Origin of the sequence: Nocardia sp. NBC_01377 (genome assembly GCF_045040005.1) — a bacterium.
GTDB lineage: Bacteria > Actinomycetota > Actinomycetes > Mycobacteriales > Mycobacteriaceae > Nocardia > Nocardia noduli.
The window spans coordinates 3128988-3145684 of sequence record NZ_CP109566.1 but is presented as its reverse complement, the minus strand read 5'-3'; the positions used below and the strand labels follow the sequence as shown (position 1 = coordinate 3145684).

At 66.9% G+C, this 16697-nt stretch carries 17 protein-coding genes; 7 read left to right on the top strand and 10 right to left on the bottom strand.

All coding sequences use genetic code 11. The features are described from left to right. The 6 genes from OG225_RS14770 to OG225_RS14745 are packed head-to-tail and all read right to left on the bottom strand — an operon-like array spanning position 1 to position 5259. Positions 1-1227: a cytochrome P450 gene (locus tag OG225_RS14770; protein WP_405182176.1), complete on the bottom strand. Its 1227-nt coding sequence runs from the start codon at positions 1225-1227 to the stop codon at positions 1-3. Then, positions 1224-2510, bottom strand: coding sequence for a cytochrome P450 (locus tag OG225_RS14765; protein ID WP_405182175.1), 1287 nt, complete (start codon positions 2508-2510; stop codon positions 1224-1226). Before OG225_RS14765 ends, OG225_RS14770 begins: the two co-directional genes overlap by 4 nt. After that, entirely contained in the window at positions 2507-3082 is a 576-nt protein-coding gene (locus tag OG225_RS14760) for a GTP-binding protein (RefSeq protein WP_405182174.1), read from the bottom strand. Before OG225_RS14760 ends, OG225_RS14765 begins: the two co-directional genes overlap by 4 nt. A 52-nt stretch (positions 3083-3134) precedes the next feature. Continuing rightward, entirely contained in the window at positions 3135-3512 is a 378-nt protein-coding gene (locus OG225_RS14755; RefSeq protein WP_109524743.1) for a DUF742 domain-containing protein, read from the bottom strand. Beyond that, positions 3509-3925, bottom strand: coding sequence for a roadblock/LC7 domain-containing protein (locus tag OG225_RS14750; RefSeq protein WP_405182173.1), 417 nt, complete (start codon positions 3923-3925; stop codon positions 3509-3511). The genes OG225_RS14755 and OG225_RS14750 overlap by 4 nt, the downstream gene beginning before the upstream one ends. Continuing rightward, positions 3925-5259, bottom strand: a complete 1335-nt coding sequence (locus tag OG225_RS14745; RefSeq protein WP_405182172.1) for a sensor histidine kinase — start codon at positions 5257-5259, stop codon at positions 3925-3927. Before OG225_RS14745 ends, OG225_RS14750 begins: the two co-directional genes overlap by 1 nt. A gap of 507 nt (positions 5260-5766) precedes the next feature. Between OG225_RS14745 and OG225_RS14740 the strand changes: the two genes are divergently transcribed. The 3 genes from OG225_RS14740 to OG225_RS14730 all read left to right on the top strand — a co-directional run bounded on the left by OG225_RS14740 (position 5767) and on the right by OG225_RS14730 (position 9442). Beyond that, positions 5767-6483, top strand: a complete 717-nt coding sequence (locus tag OG225_RS14740; RefSeq protein WP_216914172.1) for a metal-dependent hydrolase — start codon at positions 5767-5769, stop codon at positions 6481-6483. A 789-nt stretch (positions 6484-7272) separates the two neighbouring features. Beyond that, positions 7273-8181: an SMP-30/gluconolactonase/LRE family protein gene (locus OG225_RS14735; protein WP_405182171.1), complete on the top strand. Its 909-nt coding sequence runs from the start codon at positions 7273-7275 to the stop codon at positions 8179-8181. Positions 8182-8230: 49 nt separating this feature from the next. Then, entirely contained in the window at positions 8231-9442 is a 1212-nt protein-coding gene (locus OG225_RS14730; RefSeq protein ID WP_405182170.1) for an esterase/lipase family protein, read from the top strand. 21 nt (positions 9443-9463) lie between these two features. Here OG225_RS14730 and OG225_RS14725 read toward each other — a convergent pair whose 3' ends face one another. Then, the gene (locus tag OG225_RS14725) at positions 9464-10558 is read right to left on the bottom strand and encodes a hypothetical protein (protein WP_216914176.1); all 1095 of its coding nucleotides are present in this window, start codon (positions 10556-10558) and stop codon (positions 9464-9466) included. A 289-nt stretch (positions 10559-10847) separates the two neighbouring features. On the opposite strand from OG225_RS14725, the gene OG225_RS14720 reads away from it, so the two are divergent. Beyond that, positions 10848-11645 (top strand): HugZ family protein, encoded by a 798-nt coding sequence (locus OG225_RS14720; RefSeq protein ID WP_405182169.1) that lies wholly within the window; start codon positions 10848-10850, stop codon positions 11643-11645. An 11-nt stretch (positions 11646-11656) separates the two neighbouring features. Here OG225_RS14720 and OG225_RS14715 read toward each other — a convergent pair whose 3' ends face one another. From OG225_RS14715 to OG225_RS14705, 3 genes are all read right to left on the bottom strand, one after another. Then, entirely contained in the window at positions 11657-12043 is a 387-nt protein-coding gene (locus tag OG225_RS14715) for a VOC family protein (RefSeq protein ID WP_405182168.1), read from the bottom strand. Between the two features lie 83 nt (positions 12044-12126). After that, entirely contained in the window at positions 12127-12663 is a 537-nt protein-coding gene (locus tag OG225_RS14710; RefSeq protein ID WP_405182167.1) for a hypothetical protein, read from the bottom strand. A 43-nt stretch (positions 12664-12706) separates the two neighbouring features. Next, positions 12707-14017, bottom strand: a complete 1311-nt coding sequence (locus tag OG225_RS14705) for a hypothetical protein (RefSeq protein ID WP_405182166.1) — start codon at positions 14015-14017, stop codon at positions 12707-12709. A gap of 324 nt (positions 14018-14341) precedes the next feature. Here OG225_RS14705 and OG225_RS14700 point away from each other — a divergent pair, with 324 nt between their 5' ends. Genes OG225_RS14700 through OG225_RS14690 form a run of 3 tightly spaced genes read left to right on the top strand, consistent with a single transcriptional unit; the run spans position 14342 to position 16697 of the window. After that, complete coding sequence (locus tag OG225_RS14700) at positions 14342-14791, top strand: DUF6325 family protein (protein ID WP_216914196.1); 450 nt, start codon at positions 14342-14344, stop codon at positions 14789-14791. 19 nt (positions 14792-14810) lie between these two features. After that, the gene (locus OG225_RS14695; protein ID WP_405182165.1) at positions 14811-15077 is read left to right on the top strand and encodes an SHOCT domain-containing protein; all 267 of its coding nucleotides are present in this window, start codon (positions 14811-14813) and stop codon (positions 15075-15077) included. Positions 15078-15080: 3 nt separating this feature from the next. Then, positions 15081-16697, top strand: a complete 1617-nt coding sequence (locus OG225_RS14690) for an MFS transporter (protein WP_405182164.1) — start codon at positions 15081-15083, stop codon at positions 16695-16697.

The following is a 16697-nucleotide window of genomic DNA, read 5'->3' as shown; positions in this document are numbered from 1 at the left end:
TCAGCCGAGGCGAACCGGGAACGCCGCCAGATCGTTCTGTGTCAGGACCGGAAGGTTGTGGATCTCCTCCACCGGTGTCGCCAGCCGCAATCGCGGGAAGCGGGCGAACAGCGCGGGCAGGGCGATACCGCCCTCGAGCCGTGCGAGCGCGGCGCCGGGGCAGATATGCGGACCGTGACCGAAAGTGATGTGCCGGTTCGCCGTCGGGCGATTGACATCGAAGACGTCGGCGTCCGGACCGTGCACGGAACTGTCGCGCCCGATCGCACGGTAGGACATGACGACACCTTCGCCCTTCTCGATCGTCATACCCTCGACGGTGATGTCCTCGGTCGCGAAACGCATCAGCAGATGCGTGACCGGGCTGTCCCAGCGCAACGTCTCCTCCACCGCGACATCCCAGCCGACATCACCGGAGCTGACCTGCGCCAACTGCTCCGGATTGGTCAGCAATGCGCGAACCGCGCAGAGGATGAGCCCGATCGTGGTCTCGTGGCCCGCCGCGACGAGGGCCTTGAGGTTGCCGACCACTTCTTCCTCGGTCAGCGGTTCGCCGCCGTCGGTGGCCTGGACCAGGGCACTGGTCAGGTCGTCGGTCGGATCGGCGGTCTTCTTGCGCACCAGGGTGGTGAAATAGGCGTCGAGTTCGTCGATGACGCGCAACCGCTCGTCCTGCGGGGTCAGCAGCGAGAAGAACGCCTTGTACCAGTCGAGCAGCATGGCGTGATCGCTGCGGTCGACCCCCATGAGCTCGCTGACCACTCGCATCGGCAGCGGATAGGCGAAGACCGACTTCAGGTCGACCGTGGCTCCCGCGCGCCCCGCCTCCTCGAGATCGTCGAGCAATTCGGCGGTGAGCCGCTCGACCACCGGGCGCAGCGCGTCCAGCCGACGCTTGGTCAACGCCTGCGTGGTCTTGATACGCAGCCTGCGGTGTTCGGGACCGTCGACGGTGAACATGGAACGGCCCGCGTCGATCATGCCGATCAGCGGCCACTGCCTGGTCACCACCCCGTTCTGCCACAGCGACCACGCGTTGATGTCCTTGACCAGGCGGGTATCGACCAGCAACTGCCTGGCCAGCGTGTGACGGGTCACCGTCCACGCGGGCACCCCGAGTAAATCGATGCGCTCGACCGGCTCCCCGGCCACCAGCCGGGCGGTCTCGCCCGCGAGATCGGCGACCATGGGATCGATGACGAGAGCATGTGGGCAGACCTGACTCACGGAGTACCTCCAACAGCACGGACCGGGGTGAAACGGACTGGCAGTGATGTCATTCCGCGAAGGAACGCCGAAGGCCGACGCACCAACGTCTCGGCGGGAATCGCGAGATCGATATCGGGCAGGCGGTCGAGCAACACCTCCAGACCGGTGCGCGCGATGATCTCGGCGATCTGCTGTGCCGGAAACGGGCACCGGTACTCACCGTGGGAGAACGCGAAATGCGCGCAGTTGCCGGTGTAGGCGGGTTCGACCGAATCCGCCGCGTGCTGACGCACATGCGGATCGGAATTCGCGGCCGCCAGCCCGAGCAACAACATATCGCCGCGTCGAATCACGCTGTCGCCCAACCGGGTATCGCGGGCAGCCCAGCGACCGGACAGGATCTGGGTCGGCGTGTCCTCCCACAGGACCTCGTTCATCGCCTGACCGACACTGTGGCGGCCGCCGCCCATCGACTCGGCGAACCGGTCGTCGGTGAGCATCAGACGCACCGAATTGCCGATCCAGTCCGACGTCGGCAGATGCCCGGCCGCCGTGATCGCCATCAGATCGAGCACGTACTCCTCGTCGGTGAACGATCCTTCGTGCTCGAGCATCCGCGAGACCAGACTGTCCCCTGGCCGCGCCTTGGTCGACGCCAGCAATTGCTGCATATGACCGAAGAACTGCCCGTGCGCGGCCTGGGCGTCCGCGCCGCCGTCGGCCAGGGCCTTCATCGTCCACGCGAGCTGCCCGCCGACCTCGTCGGGGAACCCGAGGATCCAGGCGAGCGCGAGAATCGGCAACGGCTCGGCGTAGTCGGCGACGAGTTCGGCTTCGCCCTTACCGCAGAAGTTATCGATCAGCCGGTCGGCCAGGTCCTCACAGACGCGACGCAACGCGTACTGGTCGACTGTGTCCATCGCCGACTCGACCATCTCGATATGCCTTCGATGTTCCGCGCCCGCGGTGTAGTACACCGACGGCATCGGCTGCCCGACCATCGGCCGCAGCGGCCAGTCCTCGGGAATCTCGGGCCACTGGTTCCACAGCGCGACATCACGCGGGAACAACTCCGGATCACTGGTGACCTGATGCATCTCGCGATAGCCGATGACCAGCCAGGCCGGAACACCGCCGGGCAGTTCCACCGAGACCACCGGACCGTGTTCGCGCCGCATATCGTTGTACAGGCGCTGCGGATCGGAATGGAAACGCGGACCGCTCAGCGGAACCGAAGCTTTCCCGGCCGGCGCGGCACGGGTGCCCGCGCCGGCCGCGGAGACGACGTTCGGGTTGGTCACGACACGCTCTCCGGGGTCCGACCGACGAAGGATCGACGCTCACGCGCGACGGCGCGGCACGCGAACAGCCGCTCGACCAGCGCGACCAACACATCTCTACAGGATTCACGCGACCGCGCGTCGCAGTCGATGAGGGGCACATCCGGGTCCAGATCGAGCGCGTCGCGAATCCTGGCCGGGTCCAGCGATCCGCCGAAATTGTTGCAGGCGACGATGAACGGAATCCCCTGGTGCTCGAGTCGGTCGATGGCGTACCACGAATCGGCGATCCGCAGCGGATCGAGCAGCACGATCGCGCCGAGCGCGCCGGTGAACAGTCGATCCCACAGGAACCAGAACCGTTCCTGTCCCGGCGCGCCGAACAGGTACAGGACGTGTTCGGCGTCGATGCTGATCCGCCCGAAGTCGAACGCGACCGTGGTCGTCGTCTTACCGGTCACCCCGGTGAGATCGTCGACGTGCAGACCTTCCTGGGTCATCGTCGCCTCGGTGTCCAGGGGGCGGATCTCGCTCACCGAACGCACCATGGTGGTCTTGCCGACACCGAAGCCGCCGACGATCACGATTTTCAAGCCCTGACGGGTGTCCGAGTGCAGCGGCGCGTCGGCACGGGTCGGCCGAGCGTCAAATATTGCGGAGTCCAACGAGCACCTTCTCGAGGGTGGTGGTGTCCGGCATCGAATTCCACGGCGCACCGGGGGTAGTCGCCTTGCCGATCTGGGGGTGACGCACAGTGATCTTGCCCGCGTGCAGCAGGTCCGAAAGCAGAATCGTGGTGATGCCGACGGGAATTCGCAGTTCCGCGGCGATCTCGACCACCGCGGTCGGCGCCCGGCACATGGTCAGGATCGCGGCGTGTTCGCTACTCATCCCCGATGTCGGCTCGGATTCGCTGACCACCAGGGTGACGAAGTCGAAGCGCTCGTAATCCGGTTTGCTTCGGCCGCCGGTCAGTGTGTACAGCCGGTCGGGATCCTCGTCACGGCCTGGTCTACTGCTCACGACACGCTCTCCTCCCCGAAGCGCGGGGTGGTCGCCAAATGATCACCGAGCTGTTCGACCAACTCCCGCATGTTGTGGCCGACCAGGCCCGCGTCCGAGTCCTCCCCCGCGACGACCGCGATATGCGCGCCCATGCCCGCGTCGACGATGAACAGGATGCCGCCGTAGAACTCGGTCATCGACTGACGCACGCCCGAGCGTCCGTCACCGAATTCGATCGACGCGCCGTGCGAGAGGCTCTGGATCCCGGCGGCGATGGCCGCCAATTGATCGGCACTGTCCTCGGTGAGCCGTCCGCTGTGGCACATCTTGAGCCCGTCGCTGGACAGCAGCAGCGCATGCCTGGTGCCCGGGGTGCGGGACAGGAGTTGTTCGAGCAACCAGCTCAGCTGCGAGGGCACGGAAGTTGTCATCAGTCGTTCTCCTGGGCGGCAGATGGGGCGGATACGGCGGGCTCCCGGCCGGTGATCGCCCGCTGGAACGCACCGAGCGCGGCGGGTTTCGTCGTCGTCGGCGGGGAGCTGATCTCGGCGGGCTTCTTGTCGCTCAGACCTTCGGGATGGACAGCGGCGAAAGTACTTCCACGCCGCCGTTTGGGCAGTTCGATACCGGTCGAGGACGGAGCGGGCGTGGCCGCGACCGGTGTGGCGACCGCGAGGGCCCTCGGTGCGGGCGGACCGACCGGGGGCTCGACCACGGAGATGTCGACCCTGGTGGTGAGATCTCGCGGCACCACGACAACGACAGCGGTGCCGCCGATCGCGGAGGGCCGGTAGGACACGGTGAGCCCGTGTTTGCGGGCCAGGTAGCCGACGACCGCGAGACCGAGCCTGGTCCCCGACAGGGTCGACAGATCCGTTCCCGAGGTGTTCCGGCTACCGGGCGCGACAGACGAGACGGACGCTTCGGCGCGGCGCAGCGCGGATTCGCTCATCACCAGGCCGCTGTCCTCGATGGTGATCACCACGCCCGCGGGAACCTCGGCCGCGTAGAGATGCACCTCGGTGGTCGGCGGTGAGAAGTTACAGGCATTGTCGATCAATTCGGCGAGGGCGTGCATGACGCCCTCGGCCGCGTGGCCCGCGATCGCGATATTCGCGACGGCGCGTAACCGGACCCGTTGATAACCCGCGACGCGGCCCATCGCGCCACGCAGAATCGACTGCATGGCGATGGGTTTGGCCCAGCGCCGACCCGACCGCGAACCGCTGAGCACAGCGATACTGTCGGCGAGGCGGCCCGCCTGGGCGGTGTGATGGTCCAGTTGCAGCAGGTCGGCGAGCACGGACGGATCGGAGTGCTTGTGCTCCATTTCGCGCAGTTCGGCGAGCATACTGGTCGTCATCGCCTGCATACGTCCCGCGGCGCCCGCGAACGCCGCCATGGCCGCCACGCGACGACTCTCACTGCTCCTGGCCGCCGAATAATGTTCCGCCGTGGCTTTTTCCGCAGCCACGACCTGGGAACGTAGCTCGGCGGTCGCCGAGACGATGGTGGCGTGCGCTTCGTCGCGCGTGTCGAGCACATCGCCGCGTGCGGCGGCGAGTTGTTCACGGGTACTGACGACCTCGGCGCGGGCATCCAGGGAAGCCCTCCGGAAATACACCGCCGCCGACACCGCTACCGAAAGTACGACCGCGGTCGTTCCGCCGCCGATGGCCAACGGAATTCGCATTTCCTCCGGCGCGTAGTACACCGCGACTCCGACGCCGCCCGAGGAGATGAGAAGGCATCCCCACCATGTCACGTGTGGGAGGCGTCTACCACGGACCGGAGGGTCCCCAACGCCGTCATCCACTTGATTCGATGACTGTGACAAAGTCCGTACTACCACCCTCGCGCGCTCGCCTACCGGGGAAAATGTCGTTGTCCCCTGACACCTCACTTCTTGTTCGGACATTGTCAAATAAGCAGACCGACAAGCAGTTTCGAATATCGGGACACGAGCATAGCGGTAGCCGGGAATGCACGCGACCGGTAGGTCACGAGAAGATGTCGATCAGCGGCATTGCGCTGGCTACGGCCACGAAATCGGCGTCTGCGACAGGAGTTGCCACGAGGTCGCCCACGTCTCGTGCCGGAAATGCCACGGCGACAAGTCGTTCGCGGGGTCCGAGGACGGCAGGATCGTCCACTTTCGCCGATCAGCCAGTTGGTGATCTTGATAACATGGCCGTATCACCTTGTGCGCCAACACTATCCGACGCCAATGCGGCTACTGTTCGTTCGCCTGTTCGACTAGCGTTGAACCATTATGCTCGGACACTCACATGCGACCAGTGGCGCGTTGGCCTGGTCGGGGGCAGCAGTGGCGCTACCCATCACCGCGTTGACCTATCCGGCCGTGCAGGCGGGCGTCGGACATCTCGGCATCGCCGACCTGTTGCTCGGCACCTTCCTCACCGCGGGAGCCGCACTGCTCCCGGACGCGGACCACCCCAACAGCTCCATCGCACACGTGCTCGGACCGATCTCCTACATCCTGTGCACGATCATCTCGAAGGTGTCCGGCGGACATCGGCACGGCACGCACTCGCTGCTGTTCGTCGCTCTCGTCACCTACGGAACGTGGGCAGGCGTGCACTGGCTCGGCAAACCGTTCACCCTCGCGCTCGTATTCTTCCTACTGGCCTTGGCCGTTCGCGCCCTGCACCTGTGCCCCGGCGGCGACAGTGTGAAAGCCTGGGGCACCGTCGCCGTCCTGGCCGCCGCCGGAACATTCGCCATGGATCACTGGCTGGCAGACAAACCGTCGTGGCTGCCCTTCGCCGTAGGACTCGGCGCTCTCGCGCACATCCTCGGCGACTGCCTCACCGACAAGGGGTGCAGGCTCTTCTGGCCGTTCGACATCCGGGTGCGGTTCCCGATCATCGAACGCACCGGCAACAAGGTCGAGACCTGGCTCATCTCACCGCTTTTCGTCGCGGGCACGCTCGCGGTGCTCTGGTACGCGATCACACGGCAGCCGTGAGAGTGGCGTCGATTCCCGATCGGCGCCACCACCGCGAGTCGACCGCCGAGGACGGAAACGTACTCCGCGTGGAGCCTTCGCCGTCTCGAGCTTTCTTGGGTAGTGGAAGGTATTCGATGAAAGTCGACTGGATATGGCATTGATGCATTCATACGCATATCCAGATAGCGGGATTTATCGAATGACCTGTCGTGCGACTACGGCATAGACGACGAGCCGAAGCAGGACATAGTCCGACAGAGTACAGGTGCGCGGTGCCGCCGAGAGTTCCTTCGCCAGGCCGCCGTTCGGGACGACACTCCCCCGGCGCAGGAAGGCCGTAGGTCTCCCCCACGATCCGGATGCGACCGCGACATGTGTCGCGAGATCCGCGGCCGTCGATCAGCCGAATCCGTCGTCATGCGATCGATGCCCGCAGTCAGCAAAGCAGCAACCGACTCACACCGCAGCACAAGAACCCGAAAACCGTGCCCTACCAGCGCCCTACGCGATATCCGCCCGAAATTCGGCCGATGCTACGGCTACCCCAACGGGGTGACCCCCGAGTCTCTGCGGTCTTTTGGTGTGAGTTTCAGCCGTGGTCGACCGATGAAATAGAAAGCTTATATGCGTTGGTGCGCATATCTACGTAGCACTATTTATCTTTTGGTTCAACCGACCATGCGATGCGTGACGTCCGAGCTAACCTGAGCCATGACCGCCGGACCGACAATGAAGCCGCAGCGCTGGCAGCCTCCCCGAGCCACGGCTCGCGCACGCCGAACCAGCAGCACTCCTCCCCTGCCCCGGGTGAGCCGACTCGAACTGCCCGGCGACGGGCCCGAGGATGTCGTTCGCTCCCCCGATGGCAAATTGATCGTCGGAATACACGACGGTTCCATCCTGTCGATCGATCCGGCCGACGGGTCGGTACAGAAGCTGGCCGACACCGGCGGCAGGCCTCTCGGTCTGCACGCCGACGCGGACGGCAGTCTGCTCATCTGCGATTTCGAGCGGGGGCTGCTCGAACGGCATCCCGATGGCACGGTGGAGGTGCTCGTCGACGAGATCGACGGCGAGCGGTTGAAGTTCGCGAGCAATGTCGTGCGCGACACCGATGGCACGATCTACTTCTCCTCGTCCACGAGTCGGTACTCGCTCGCGGAATACACCGGCGACCTGCTGGAACATTCAGGCACCGGCAGGCTGATGCGGCGGGATCCGGACGGTAAGGTCGAAACCCTCATCGCGGGATTGCAATTCGCGAACGGGGTGGTGCTGGCGCCCGACCGCGCCTGCGTGCTGGTCGCGGAGACCGCGGGCTACCGGGTGGCGCGGTATTGGCTGACCGGCCCGAAAGCGGGTACCCACGACATCCTCGTCGAGAATCTGCCCGGGTTCCCGGACAATATGGCCCTCGGCAGCGACGGTCTGGTCTGGATCGCGGTTCCCGCTCCGAGGGATCCGCTGCTGGATCGTCTGCTTCCGCTGCCGGGCATCCTGCGGCGCATCGTCTGGGCGCTGCCGGATCGGGCCCGCCCGAAGCCGAAACGCACGGTGTGGGTGCAGGCCGTCGACTTCGACGGCCGGTTGGTGCACGACCTGCAATGCGAAGGCACGGATTTCTCGATGGTGACCGGTGTCGTCGAGCAGGACGGGACGTTGTATCTGGGCAGCCTCACGGAGTCCGCGGTGGCGGTCACACGGGTTCCCTCGTAGTCCGACGCCACCGCAGCCTATTTCAGTGCACGACTGTACACTGAAATATATGAGTGGCACCCACCCGCAACGCAAGGCCGAAGTGCGGGCGCTGGCGCGGTTGGCCGGAGACGAACTCGGCGGCGCGGTCGACGGTATCGGGGCGGTCCACCGCGCGATCTCGGACCGGGTCTTCGCCGCGGTCCGGCTCGGCGTCGGACCGGCGGCGCAGCCGGTGAAACTCCTCCACGACGCGATCACCGACGGCGTGTATCGCACGGTGAGCGGAGCGGCGGTCGCCGCGGGTGCGGTCGCGGAGCATACGGCCGACGTGCCCGGCATCGCGCCCTCGCACACCGTCTACGGGTCGGGATTGCTCGCCGCGTTGCAGGGTCTGATCGGTGACGCGCTCGCCGACGAGCGGCCGATTCTGGCCGGACCCATGACCTTCCGGTGCGCGGGCGCGCCGGTCGCCGCCGAACAGGTCGCGGCGGGGCTCACGCGGCCGAGCGGGCATATCGTGGTCTTCCTGCACGGGCTGGTGGAGACCGAACATGCCTGGCATCTCGGCGGCAGGCCCAGCTATGCCGAGCGGCTCGACACCGACATGGACTGTTCGGCGCTACAGATCAGATACAACAGTGGTCTGCGTATCCCCGACAATGCCGCGCAGCTGAGCCAACTGATGCAGCGACTGGTCGATCACTGGCCGGTGCCGGTGGAGCGGATATCGCTGGTCGGTCATTCGATGGGCGGGCTGATCGTGCGCGGCGCGAGTTTCGAAGGTGCCGAAGCCGGGCAGACGTGGGTGCGCGCGGTGCGCAAGGTGGTGTGCCTCGGTTCTCCGCATCTGGGCGCTCCGCTGGAACAGGTGGTGCACTACGGCTCGTCGCTGCTCGGCCTGCTGCCGGAGACACGCCCGTTCGGGCGGTTGCTGCGCAGGCGCAGCGCGGGAATTCGGGATCTGCGGCGGGGATCGGTACTCGAGGACGCCGAAGCCGCCGATATTCCGCTGCTCGAAGGCGTCGACCACTACTTCGTGACGGCGAGTATCACCCGCAGTCCGCGTAATCCACTCGGGCACGTACTCGGTGACGGCCTGGTGCTCACGCCCAGCGGCGCGGGCAGGAACCGATCCCGTCGTATCGGTTTCGAGGAATCGAACGGGCTACATCTGCCCGGGGCGAACCATTTCACGCTCCTCAACCACGAGGCCGTGTACGCGGCGCTGCGTGACTGGCTCGGCGCCTCGGAGGCTGCCCGGGCCGACACCACCGGCTGAGGCGGCGAATATTCGGTCCGGTCAGAACAGTTGGTCGGAGTGGGCTTCCGCTTCGGCGCGCACGTCGACGGCGAACTGTTCCTCGATCGCGTCGTCGTCGCCCGCGCTGTGTGCCGCGTAGAGCAGCAGGCAACCGCGGATTCCGTCGAGCAGATCTTCGAGCAGGTCCAGCGCGGGGCGGACCGGGTCGAGCCTGCTGATCCGGAATTCGGCGAGCATCGCGGCGCGCGTGGCGCTGTCGACCTCGTATTTGCGCGCCTGCTCCTCGATTTCGGCCACGCGTGCGACGACGCCCCACGGCGAGGGCACATGTCCTTCGGATACCGCGATGGCCTCGGCGATCAGATCGACGACGATCTCGGTGGGGCTCTCCCCCGCGACCGAGCGTTCCAGGACCAGCGTCGGGGTCTGGACCTGGAGCGCCTCGATGTCGTCGGCTTCGACCACGACTTCGGCGGCGGGTACGTCGGCGATCTCCGCGGTCACCTCGGCGGCGGCGTAGAGCCAGTGGGCGGCCGCGACCGAGGCCGAAGCCGGGTCGAGCTCGGTGAACAGTTCCAGGGAGCCGAGCGGGTCGGCGCGCAGCAGTTCGTGGGCGGCCTGGACCTGCGCCGGGGAGACGTCGGGACGCGACATCTCCACAGCTTGGCGCGAGCGGCCAGACAGATCTCCCAGTTCGGCGGATTCGATCGCCGCCTGTTCGTGCTCGACCTCGGAGACGATGACGTCGGTCAAGGTCTCGATGTCGATTCCGTGCAGTGCGCGTCCGACCCGGTGCGCGGATTCGACGACGCCGCTGTAGGAGACGATCAGTCCCTCTTCGGTGGGTAGGTGCGGGGCGCGTATACCCGCCTCGACCTCTTTGAAGTTGCGGCGTTCCTCGGCCCGTCGCCACGCTTCGCTGTTGGGCACGTCGGGGTCGCCCGCGGCGCTGGCGGGGTGGGTGTAGGTGCGCCATTGGAATCGCGACAGGGTGGTCAGATTCGACGCGAGGCTCGTCGCCTGATCCGAACTGACCGGTGGGAGCACGGCCACGGTCTCGGACAGGTCGCCGCGTCCGGTCGCCCAGATTGCCACGAGTGCGTTGCGGCCTGCGTCGAATGCGTATCGGGTCACGTCGCCCAGTCTTGCCGATATACCGTCGCGGCGCTTGCGCAATACGTCCCATTTGCGACACGGGGCCGGGCGTTTCCACGCCGCTCGGTGACCGGTGGCGACAAAACCCTTGCTGACGACGTGTTTTCGAGAAACGGTCACGGCGGTTTCCGGTGTAGGACGCGAGATGTGTCACGTCGGCGCGCCGGTGCGTCCGCGAGCGGACGCACCGGTCGGGGACCGGTGGTCGCGGTGCGACAATCGACGGCAGGCACCGGGCAGTCCTGCCCGGCCGGACCAAGGATGGCAGATGACTCTCGATCACGGTGACCCGGGCGACGCGCCTTCGATTCCGGTGCCCACCGCGCCGGTGGTGAATTCGGCGCGTCCGGCGGCAGCCGAGGAGGCGAGGACCATCGCCGCGTCGACCAATACCGCGACGCTGGCGAGTCTGAGCGAGGACGGGACGCCGTGGGCGTCGTTCGTCACCTACGGTCTGCTCGACGGTCAGCCGGTGCTGTGCGTGTCGCGGATGGCCGAGCACGGTCGCAATCTGGAGGCCGATCCACGGGCGAGTATCGCGGTGGTCGAGCCGAATCCGCCGTCCGATCCGTTGGCGGGAAGCCGGATCACACTGGCCGGTGTGGTGGAACTGCCGGTCGGCGACGAAGCGGCGGCGGCGCGGGAGGCGCATCTCGCGGCGGTGCCCGCGGCGAAGTACTACATCGATTACAGCGATTTCTCGCTGTGGGTGCTGCGGGTGCGCCGGATTCGCTGGGTCGGCGGGTACGGACGGATGGATTCGGCGAGCGCCGAGGATTACGCGGCGGCGGCGCCGGATCCGGTGGTGCCGAGCGCGACGCGCGCGATCGAACATCTGAACGCCGATCACGCGGATTCGCTGCTGTCGATGGCGCGGGTCCTGGGTGGCTATCCGGATGCGACCGAGGCAGCGTGCGAACGGGCCGACCGGTACGGGCTCGATCTTCGCGTGGTCACCACGCGCGGTGTCGCACGCACCCGCGTGGGGTACGCGCAGCGGATCGACTGCGCCGATCAGCTCAGGGCGGCGACGGTGGAGTTGGCTCGGCGGGCGCGCGAGGCATGAGCCCGGCGCCCTCACGCTTCGTACAGTTCCAGCGGCAGATCGTCGGGGTCGTAGAAGAAGGCCATGTGCTTGCCGGTCGCGGCGTCCACGCGCAGTTCCTCGGTGCGGACACCGCGTGCGGCGAGTTCGGCGAGTGTGGCGGCGACGTCGGTGACCACGAAGGCGAGGTGGCGCAGCCCGCACGCCTCGGGTCTGGTTCGCCGGGGCGGGGTGACCGGGAAGGAGAACAGTTCGACGCGGCCGCCGCCGGGGATCGCCAGATCGAGTTTGTAGGAGCGACGCTCGGCGCGGTATTCCTCGGCGATCACCCCGAGCCCGAGGGTGCCGGTGTAGAACTCCTTCGATTTCCGGTAGTCCGAGGCGATGATCGCTATGTGGTGGATCCCGAGGAATTCCATGGGCGCAGACGGTAGCGCAGGGCCGGGGTCGAGCGGGCGAGGTCGGGGCGTATTCGCCGCGATCCCGCTACTCGGGCTCGCGGTCAGTGCGTGAGGATTACTTTCACCACGACGACGGTGGTGGCCACGGCGGTGAGCGCGAGCGCGGCCAGCACCGATCCCCTGGTGGGGCGTTCGCCTTTGAGTCGGCCGATGACGAAGACGATGCCGCCGATGCGCAGCAGGATCACGATCTCGGCGACCAGTTGCGCGGTTCCGTGGTCGAGCCACCCGAGCAGGCCGGTGGCGAGGATGACGCAGGGCAGCAGCGCTGAGGTGAGAATCGGCACGGAATTGCGCAGGCCGCGCAATTGCTCGGCGCGGCTGCCGATGCTGCCCTCACCGACGCTGCGACCGACCGCCTCGGCGAACAGGTGCGCCACGAACGTCGACAGCGCCGTACCGAGCACGATCAGGATTCCCGCGTGGACGTCGGTGGTGACGACGGGGACCAGCGCCGCGAGCACGAGAACGTTGCCGTAGATGTAGGCGCTGATCCGCCCCGCGGCGTGCTTGCGGTCCAGTGGCTTGTCGCGCGAGAACAGCGGACGGTGCAGGAAGGTGTCCGCGACGGTCTTCACGCGGCCTCACCCCCGCCGTGCGGGCGAGAGCGCACCCGGCGACTCACGGCGTAGGGTGCTCTGCGGTGACGGCGGGGCGGGCGACCAGTTCCACGAGGAGCAGTGCGGCCGCGGCGATCACGAGGGTGACCATGACGACGAGCCCGGACGGGTACTTCCAGAACACCAGGGTGACGGCGGCGATCGCGACGATGGCCACGCGCAGTGCGATCCGGTGCGAGGCGACGGCGACTTCGACCGGATGCGGGGCACGGCCGTCGGCCGAACCCCGTACCCGGTCGGTGATCGAGCCGAATCCGCGCCGGACCGAGCGGGCGGATTTCGAGGATCCGGCGAGGTAGCCGACCGCCGCGATCGCCACGGCCAGCACGAATACCGCGCGCACGGCGGTGCGCAGCGGCAGGGCCAGTGTGTCGAACAGGGCCGCGGCCGCGTCGCGGGACAGTGCCTCGGCGGGCACGTCCCCGAGATAGATCGCACGGCCGATGCTGATCGCCACGACCAGCAGCAGCATGGCGACGGCGATGGCGACCCCGACCAGTGAGAAGGCGCGCAGGCGACTGCCTCCCGGCGCGAGCAGTACGGCCCCGGCCGCCACGAGCAGTACCGCGAGCGGCAGGACGGTGGCCGCGTTGTTCAGCGCCGACACCGCTCGCTGGGCTTTGACGAGTCCTGGTGATTCGAAGAGTACGAAGGTCGCGTCGACGGTGGGGATCTTGTCGGCGAAGGTGAATCCGCGCTCGTCGAGTTCGGTGCGCACGCCGTCGATGATCGGTGCCAGCGCGATGGCGACGGTGCCGTCGTCGCCGATGCGGACGCCGGGCCTGGTCTCGCCGGTGACGACCGCGACCATCGTCTTGTGCGCTTCCCGGTTGGCCCGGATCCACAGTGCCTCGAATCGGTCCGATGCCACGAAGGAGTCGACGGTGTCGTGGACGAAGGAGCGGGCTTCGTCGGCGAGGACGGGGGCGAGGCCGATGACGGCGGTGGGCACGCGGGGCGCGTTCTCGGTCAGTGCGGTCAATGCCTCGGTGGTCAGGCGCTGCACGTCGACACGAGTCATGATCTGGTCGGTGATCCGGTCCGACAGTTCGGCTTGAAGGACCGGGTCGGCGGCCAGCGGTGTCATCGTCTGCACGTATCGGTCGGTGTCGAGTACCTCGGCGCGGACGTAGCGCGCGGGGACAGTGGCGAATGCGAGGACGGCGACGAGTACGAGCAGGATCGCCGCGCCGGTCCAGCGCAATCCGCGGTGGCCCCGCGTTTCCGCTTTTCGGGTGACTTCGCGACGTAGGCGCTCGAGTTCCGTGCGTTCGTCGGCATCCAGTGGTGCGCCGACTTCCGGAGAATTCATGGATTTGTCCGTATCCGTGAGGTCGAAACGAATAACACGGCGGAATACATCGTTCGAAATCAACAGTCGCGCAAACAGACCGTAGCAAGATTATCAGCATCCGTATCGAGGTCGATGACACTATTCGGGACCGATCGAGAGTGATCATTTTGTGCTCTATCCCCACATTGCCGTCCGTGGAATACTCTGATCCACCGGCTGTCGACGCGGGTATCGGTTCGTGAATCCCGTACCGCGTCCGACGGTCCGGCGCACACTTACCCCCGCGGTGGTGGCGATCGATGGCTGACCATCACCCTGATCTGTCCGAAACGAGGATCCATGGTGAACGAGACGGATATCGAGGAACTCGGCCCCATCGATTATCTGGTGGTGGAATTCCCCGCGGACCGGCAACCCGATGGTTCGGCATTGCCGCTGCTGCGAGATCTGGTCGAACGGGACATCATTCGCGTACTCGACCTCGGTTTCGTGCGGAAGCAGCAGGACGGTTCACTGGTCGGGCTCGAGATCAGCGAAGTCGGACTGGAGGGCCAGGTCGACATCACGCTGTTCGCGGAGGCAACCTCGGGGCTGCTGGATCGCAACGATCTGGCCGAGGCGGGCGCGGCGCTGGAACCGGGCTCGTCGGGGGCTGTCGTGGTCTACGAGAACCGGTGGGCCGCACCGTTCGCTGTGGCATTGCGGCGCAGCGGCGCACAGCTCGTCGCGTCCGGCCGTATTCCCACCCAGAGTCTGCTCGGTGCGCTCGACGCACTGGAAACCGCCCGCTGACGGATCGAAGGAGCACATCATGCCTGGTCTTTTGCGAGGAGTCGCCCGCACCGCCGCCATTGCCGGCACCGCGACGGCGGTGTCCAATCGCGTGTCACGACGGCAGGGGCAGCGGTGGTCCCAGCAGGCGCCCGCGCCGCAGCAGGCGCCGCCCCCGCCACCGCCGCAGGCCGCACCCACCACCGATCCGCTCGAGGCCTTGCAGCGCCTCGGGGAGCTCAAAGCGCAGGGTGTGTTGGACGAGAACGAGTTCAATGCCATGAAGGCAAAGATCTTGGCGTCCTGACCGGTGGGCGACGCGCCGACGCGAACGGGCGCGGGCCTGGTCCTCGCGGTTCTCGGCGCGGGCCAGTTCCTGATGACCCTGGACAGTTCCGTGATGAATGTGTCGATGGCGACGGTGGCCGCCGACGTCGGCACCACGATCACCGGTATCCAGACCGCGATCACGCTGTACACGCTGGTGATGGCGACCCTGATGATCACCGGCGGCAAGATCGGCGCGATGCTCGGCCATCGCCGAGCGTTCGGGATCGGGCTGGTGATCTACGGCATCGGCTCGACCACCACCGCGCTCGCGCCGAATCTCGCGATACTGCTGCTGGGCTGGTCCCTGCTCGAAGGCCTCGGCGCGGCGCTGATCATGCCCGCGATCGTGTCGCTGGTCGCGTCGAACTTTCCGTCCGAACGCCGTGCGGGCGCATACGGGTTGGTGGCGGCGGCGGGTGCGGCGGCGGTCGCGGTGGGGCCGCTGCTCGGCGGCGCTGTCACCACCTTCGCGTCCTGGCGTTATGTGTTCGCCGGTGAGGTCGTTCTCGTCGTCATGATCCTGGCGGTCCTGCGGCGTATCGAGGACGCGCCGGCCTCGTCGGCGGTGCGCCTGGACATCGTCGGCTCGGCCCTTTCGGTGCTCGGGCTGGGCATGGTGGTGTTCGGTGTGCTGCGTTCGAGCGAGTGGGGGTGGGTGCAGTCCAAGCCGAACGGCCCGCAGGTGTTCGGGTTGTCGCCGGTGGTGTGGCTGCTGATGGGCGGGATGGTGGTCCTCTACGGGTTCATGCGCTGGCAGATCAGGATGACGGCGAAGGGCCGGGAGCCGTTGGTGCGCCCTGGCATCCTGCGCAACAGGCAATTGGGGGGCGGGCTCACGATGTTCTTCGCCCAGTTCCTGATCCAGGCCGGTGTCTTCTTCTCGGTTCCGTTGTTCCTGTCGGTGGTGCTCGAACTCAGCGCGCTGGAGACGGGTCTGCGGATCCTGCCGTTGTCGGCCGCGTTGGTACTGGCTGCGGCGGGAATTCCGAAATTCCTGCCCGACGCGAGTCCTCGGCGCGTGGTCCGGGCCGGACTGGCGTCGATGATCGTCGGGATCGTGATGCTGGTGGCCGGGGTCGATCCGGCGGCCGACGCGAGCGTTGTGATGGTGCCGATGCTGTTCATGGGGTTCGGGTTGGGTGCGTTGTCGTCGCAACTGGGGGCGATCACGGTGTCCTCGGTGGCCGATTCGGAGAGCGCCGAGGTCGGCGGATTGCAGAACACCGCGACCAATCTCGGTGCGTCGCTGGGGACCGCGCTGATCGGCTCGATTCTCATCGCGACGCTGACCGGTTCGGTGCTCGCCGGTATCGAGGACAATCCGGCTGTCCCGGCTTCGGTGGCGGAGCGCGCGTCCATCGAACTGGCCGATGGCGTGCCGTTCCTGTCGACGCCGCAGTTGCAGGACGCGCTGACCTCCGCGGGTGTCACCGGTCAGACGGCCGACGCGGTCGTCGAGATCAACGCCGATGCCAGGCTCGACGCGCTGCGGGTGGCCTTGGCGGTGACCGCGCTGTTGGCCATCACCGCGCTGTTCGTGACCGGCCTGTTGCCTCGGCGCGCGATCGGTCGCGCCCGAGCAGCATCGGAGCTGTGA

What these genes read in the sequence shown, in the direction of transcription:
- OG225_RS14730 (WP_405182170.1), top strand. Translation starts at nt 8,231, where the DNA reads ATGAGTGGCACCCACCCGCAACGCAAGGCCGAAGTGCGGGCGCTGGCG.
- OG225_RS14720 (WP_405182169.1), top strand. Translation starts at nt 10,848, where the DNA reads ATGACTCTCGATCACGGTGACCCGGGCGACGCGCCTTCGATTCCGGTG.
- OG225_RS14705 (WP_405182166.1), bottom strand. Translation starts at nt 14,017, where the DNA reads ATGAATTCTCCGGAAGTCGGCGCACCACTGGATGCCGACGAACGCACG.
- OG225_RS14740 (WP_216914172.1), top strand. Translation starts at nt 5,767, where the DNA reads ATGCTCGGACACTCACATGCGACCAGTGGCGCGTTGGCCTGGTCGGGG.
- OG225_RS14750 (WP_405182173.1), bottom strand. Translation starts at nt 3,925, where the DNA reads ATGACAACTTCCGTGCCCTCGCAGCTGAGCTGGTTGCTCGAACAACTC.
- OG225_RS14715 (WP_405182168.1), bottom strand. Translation starts at nt 12,043, where the DNA reads ATGGAATTCCTCGGGATCCACCACATAGCGATCATCGCCTCGGACTAC.
- OG225_RS14695 (WP_405182165.1), top strand. Translation starts at nt 14,811, where the DNA reads ATGCCTGGTCTTTTGCGAGGAGTCGCCCGCACCGCCGCCATTGCCGGC.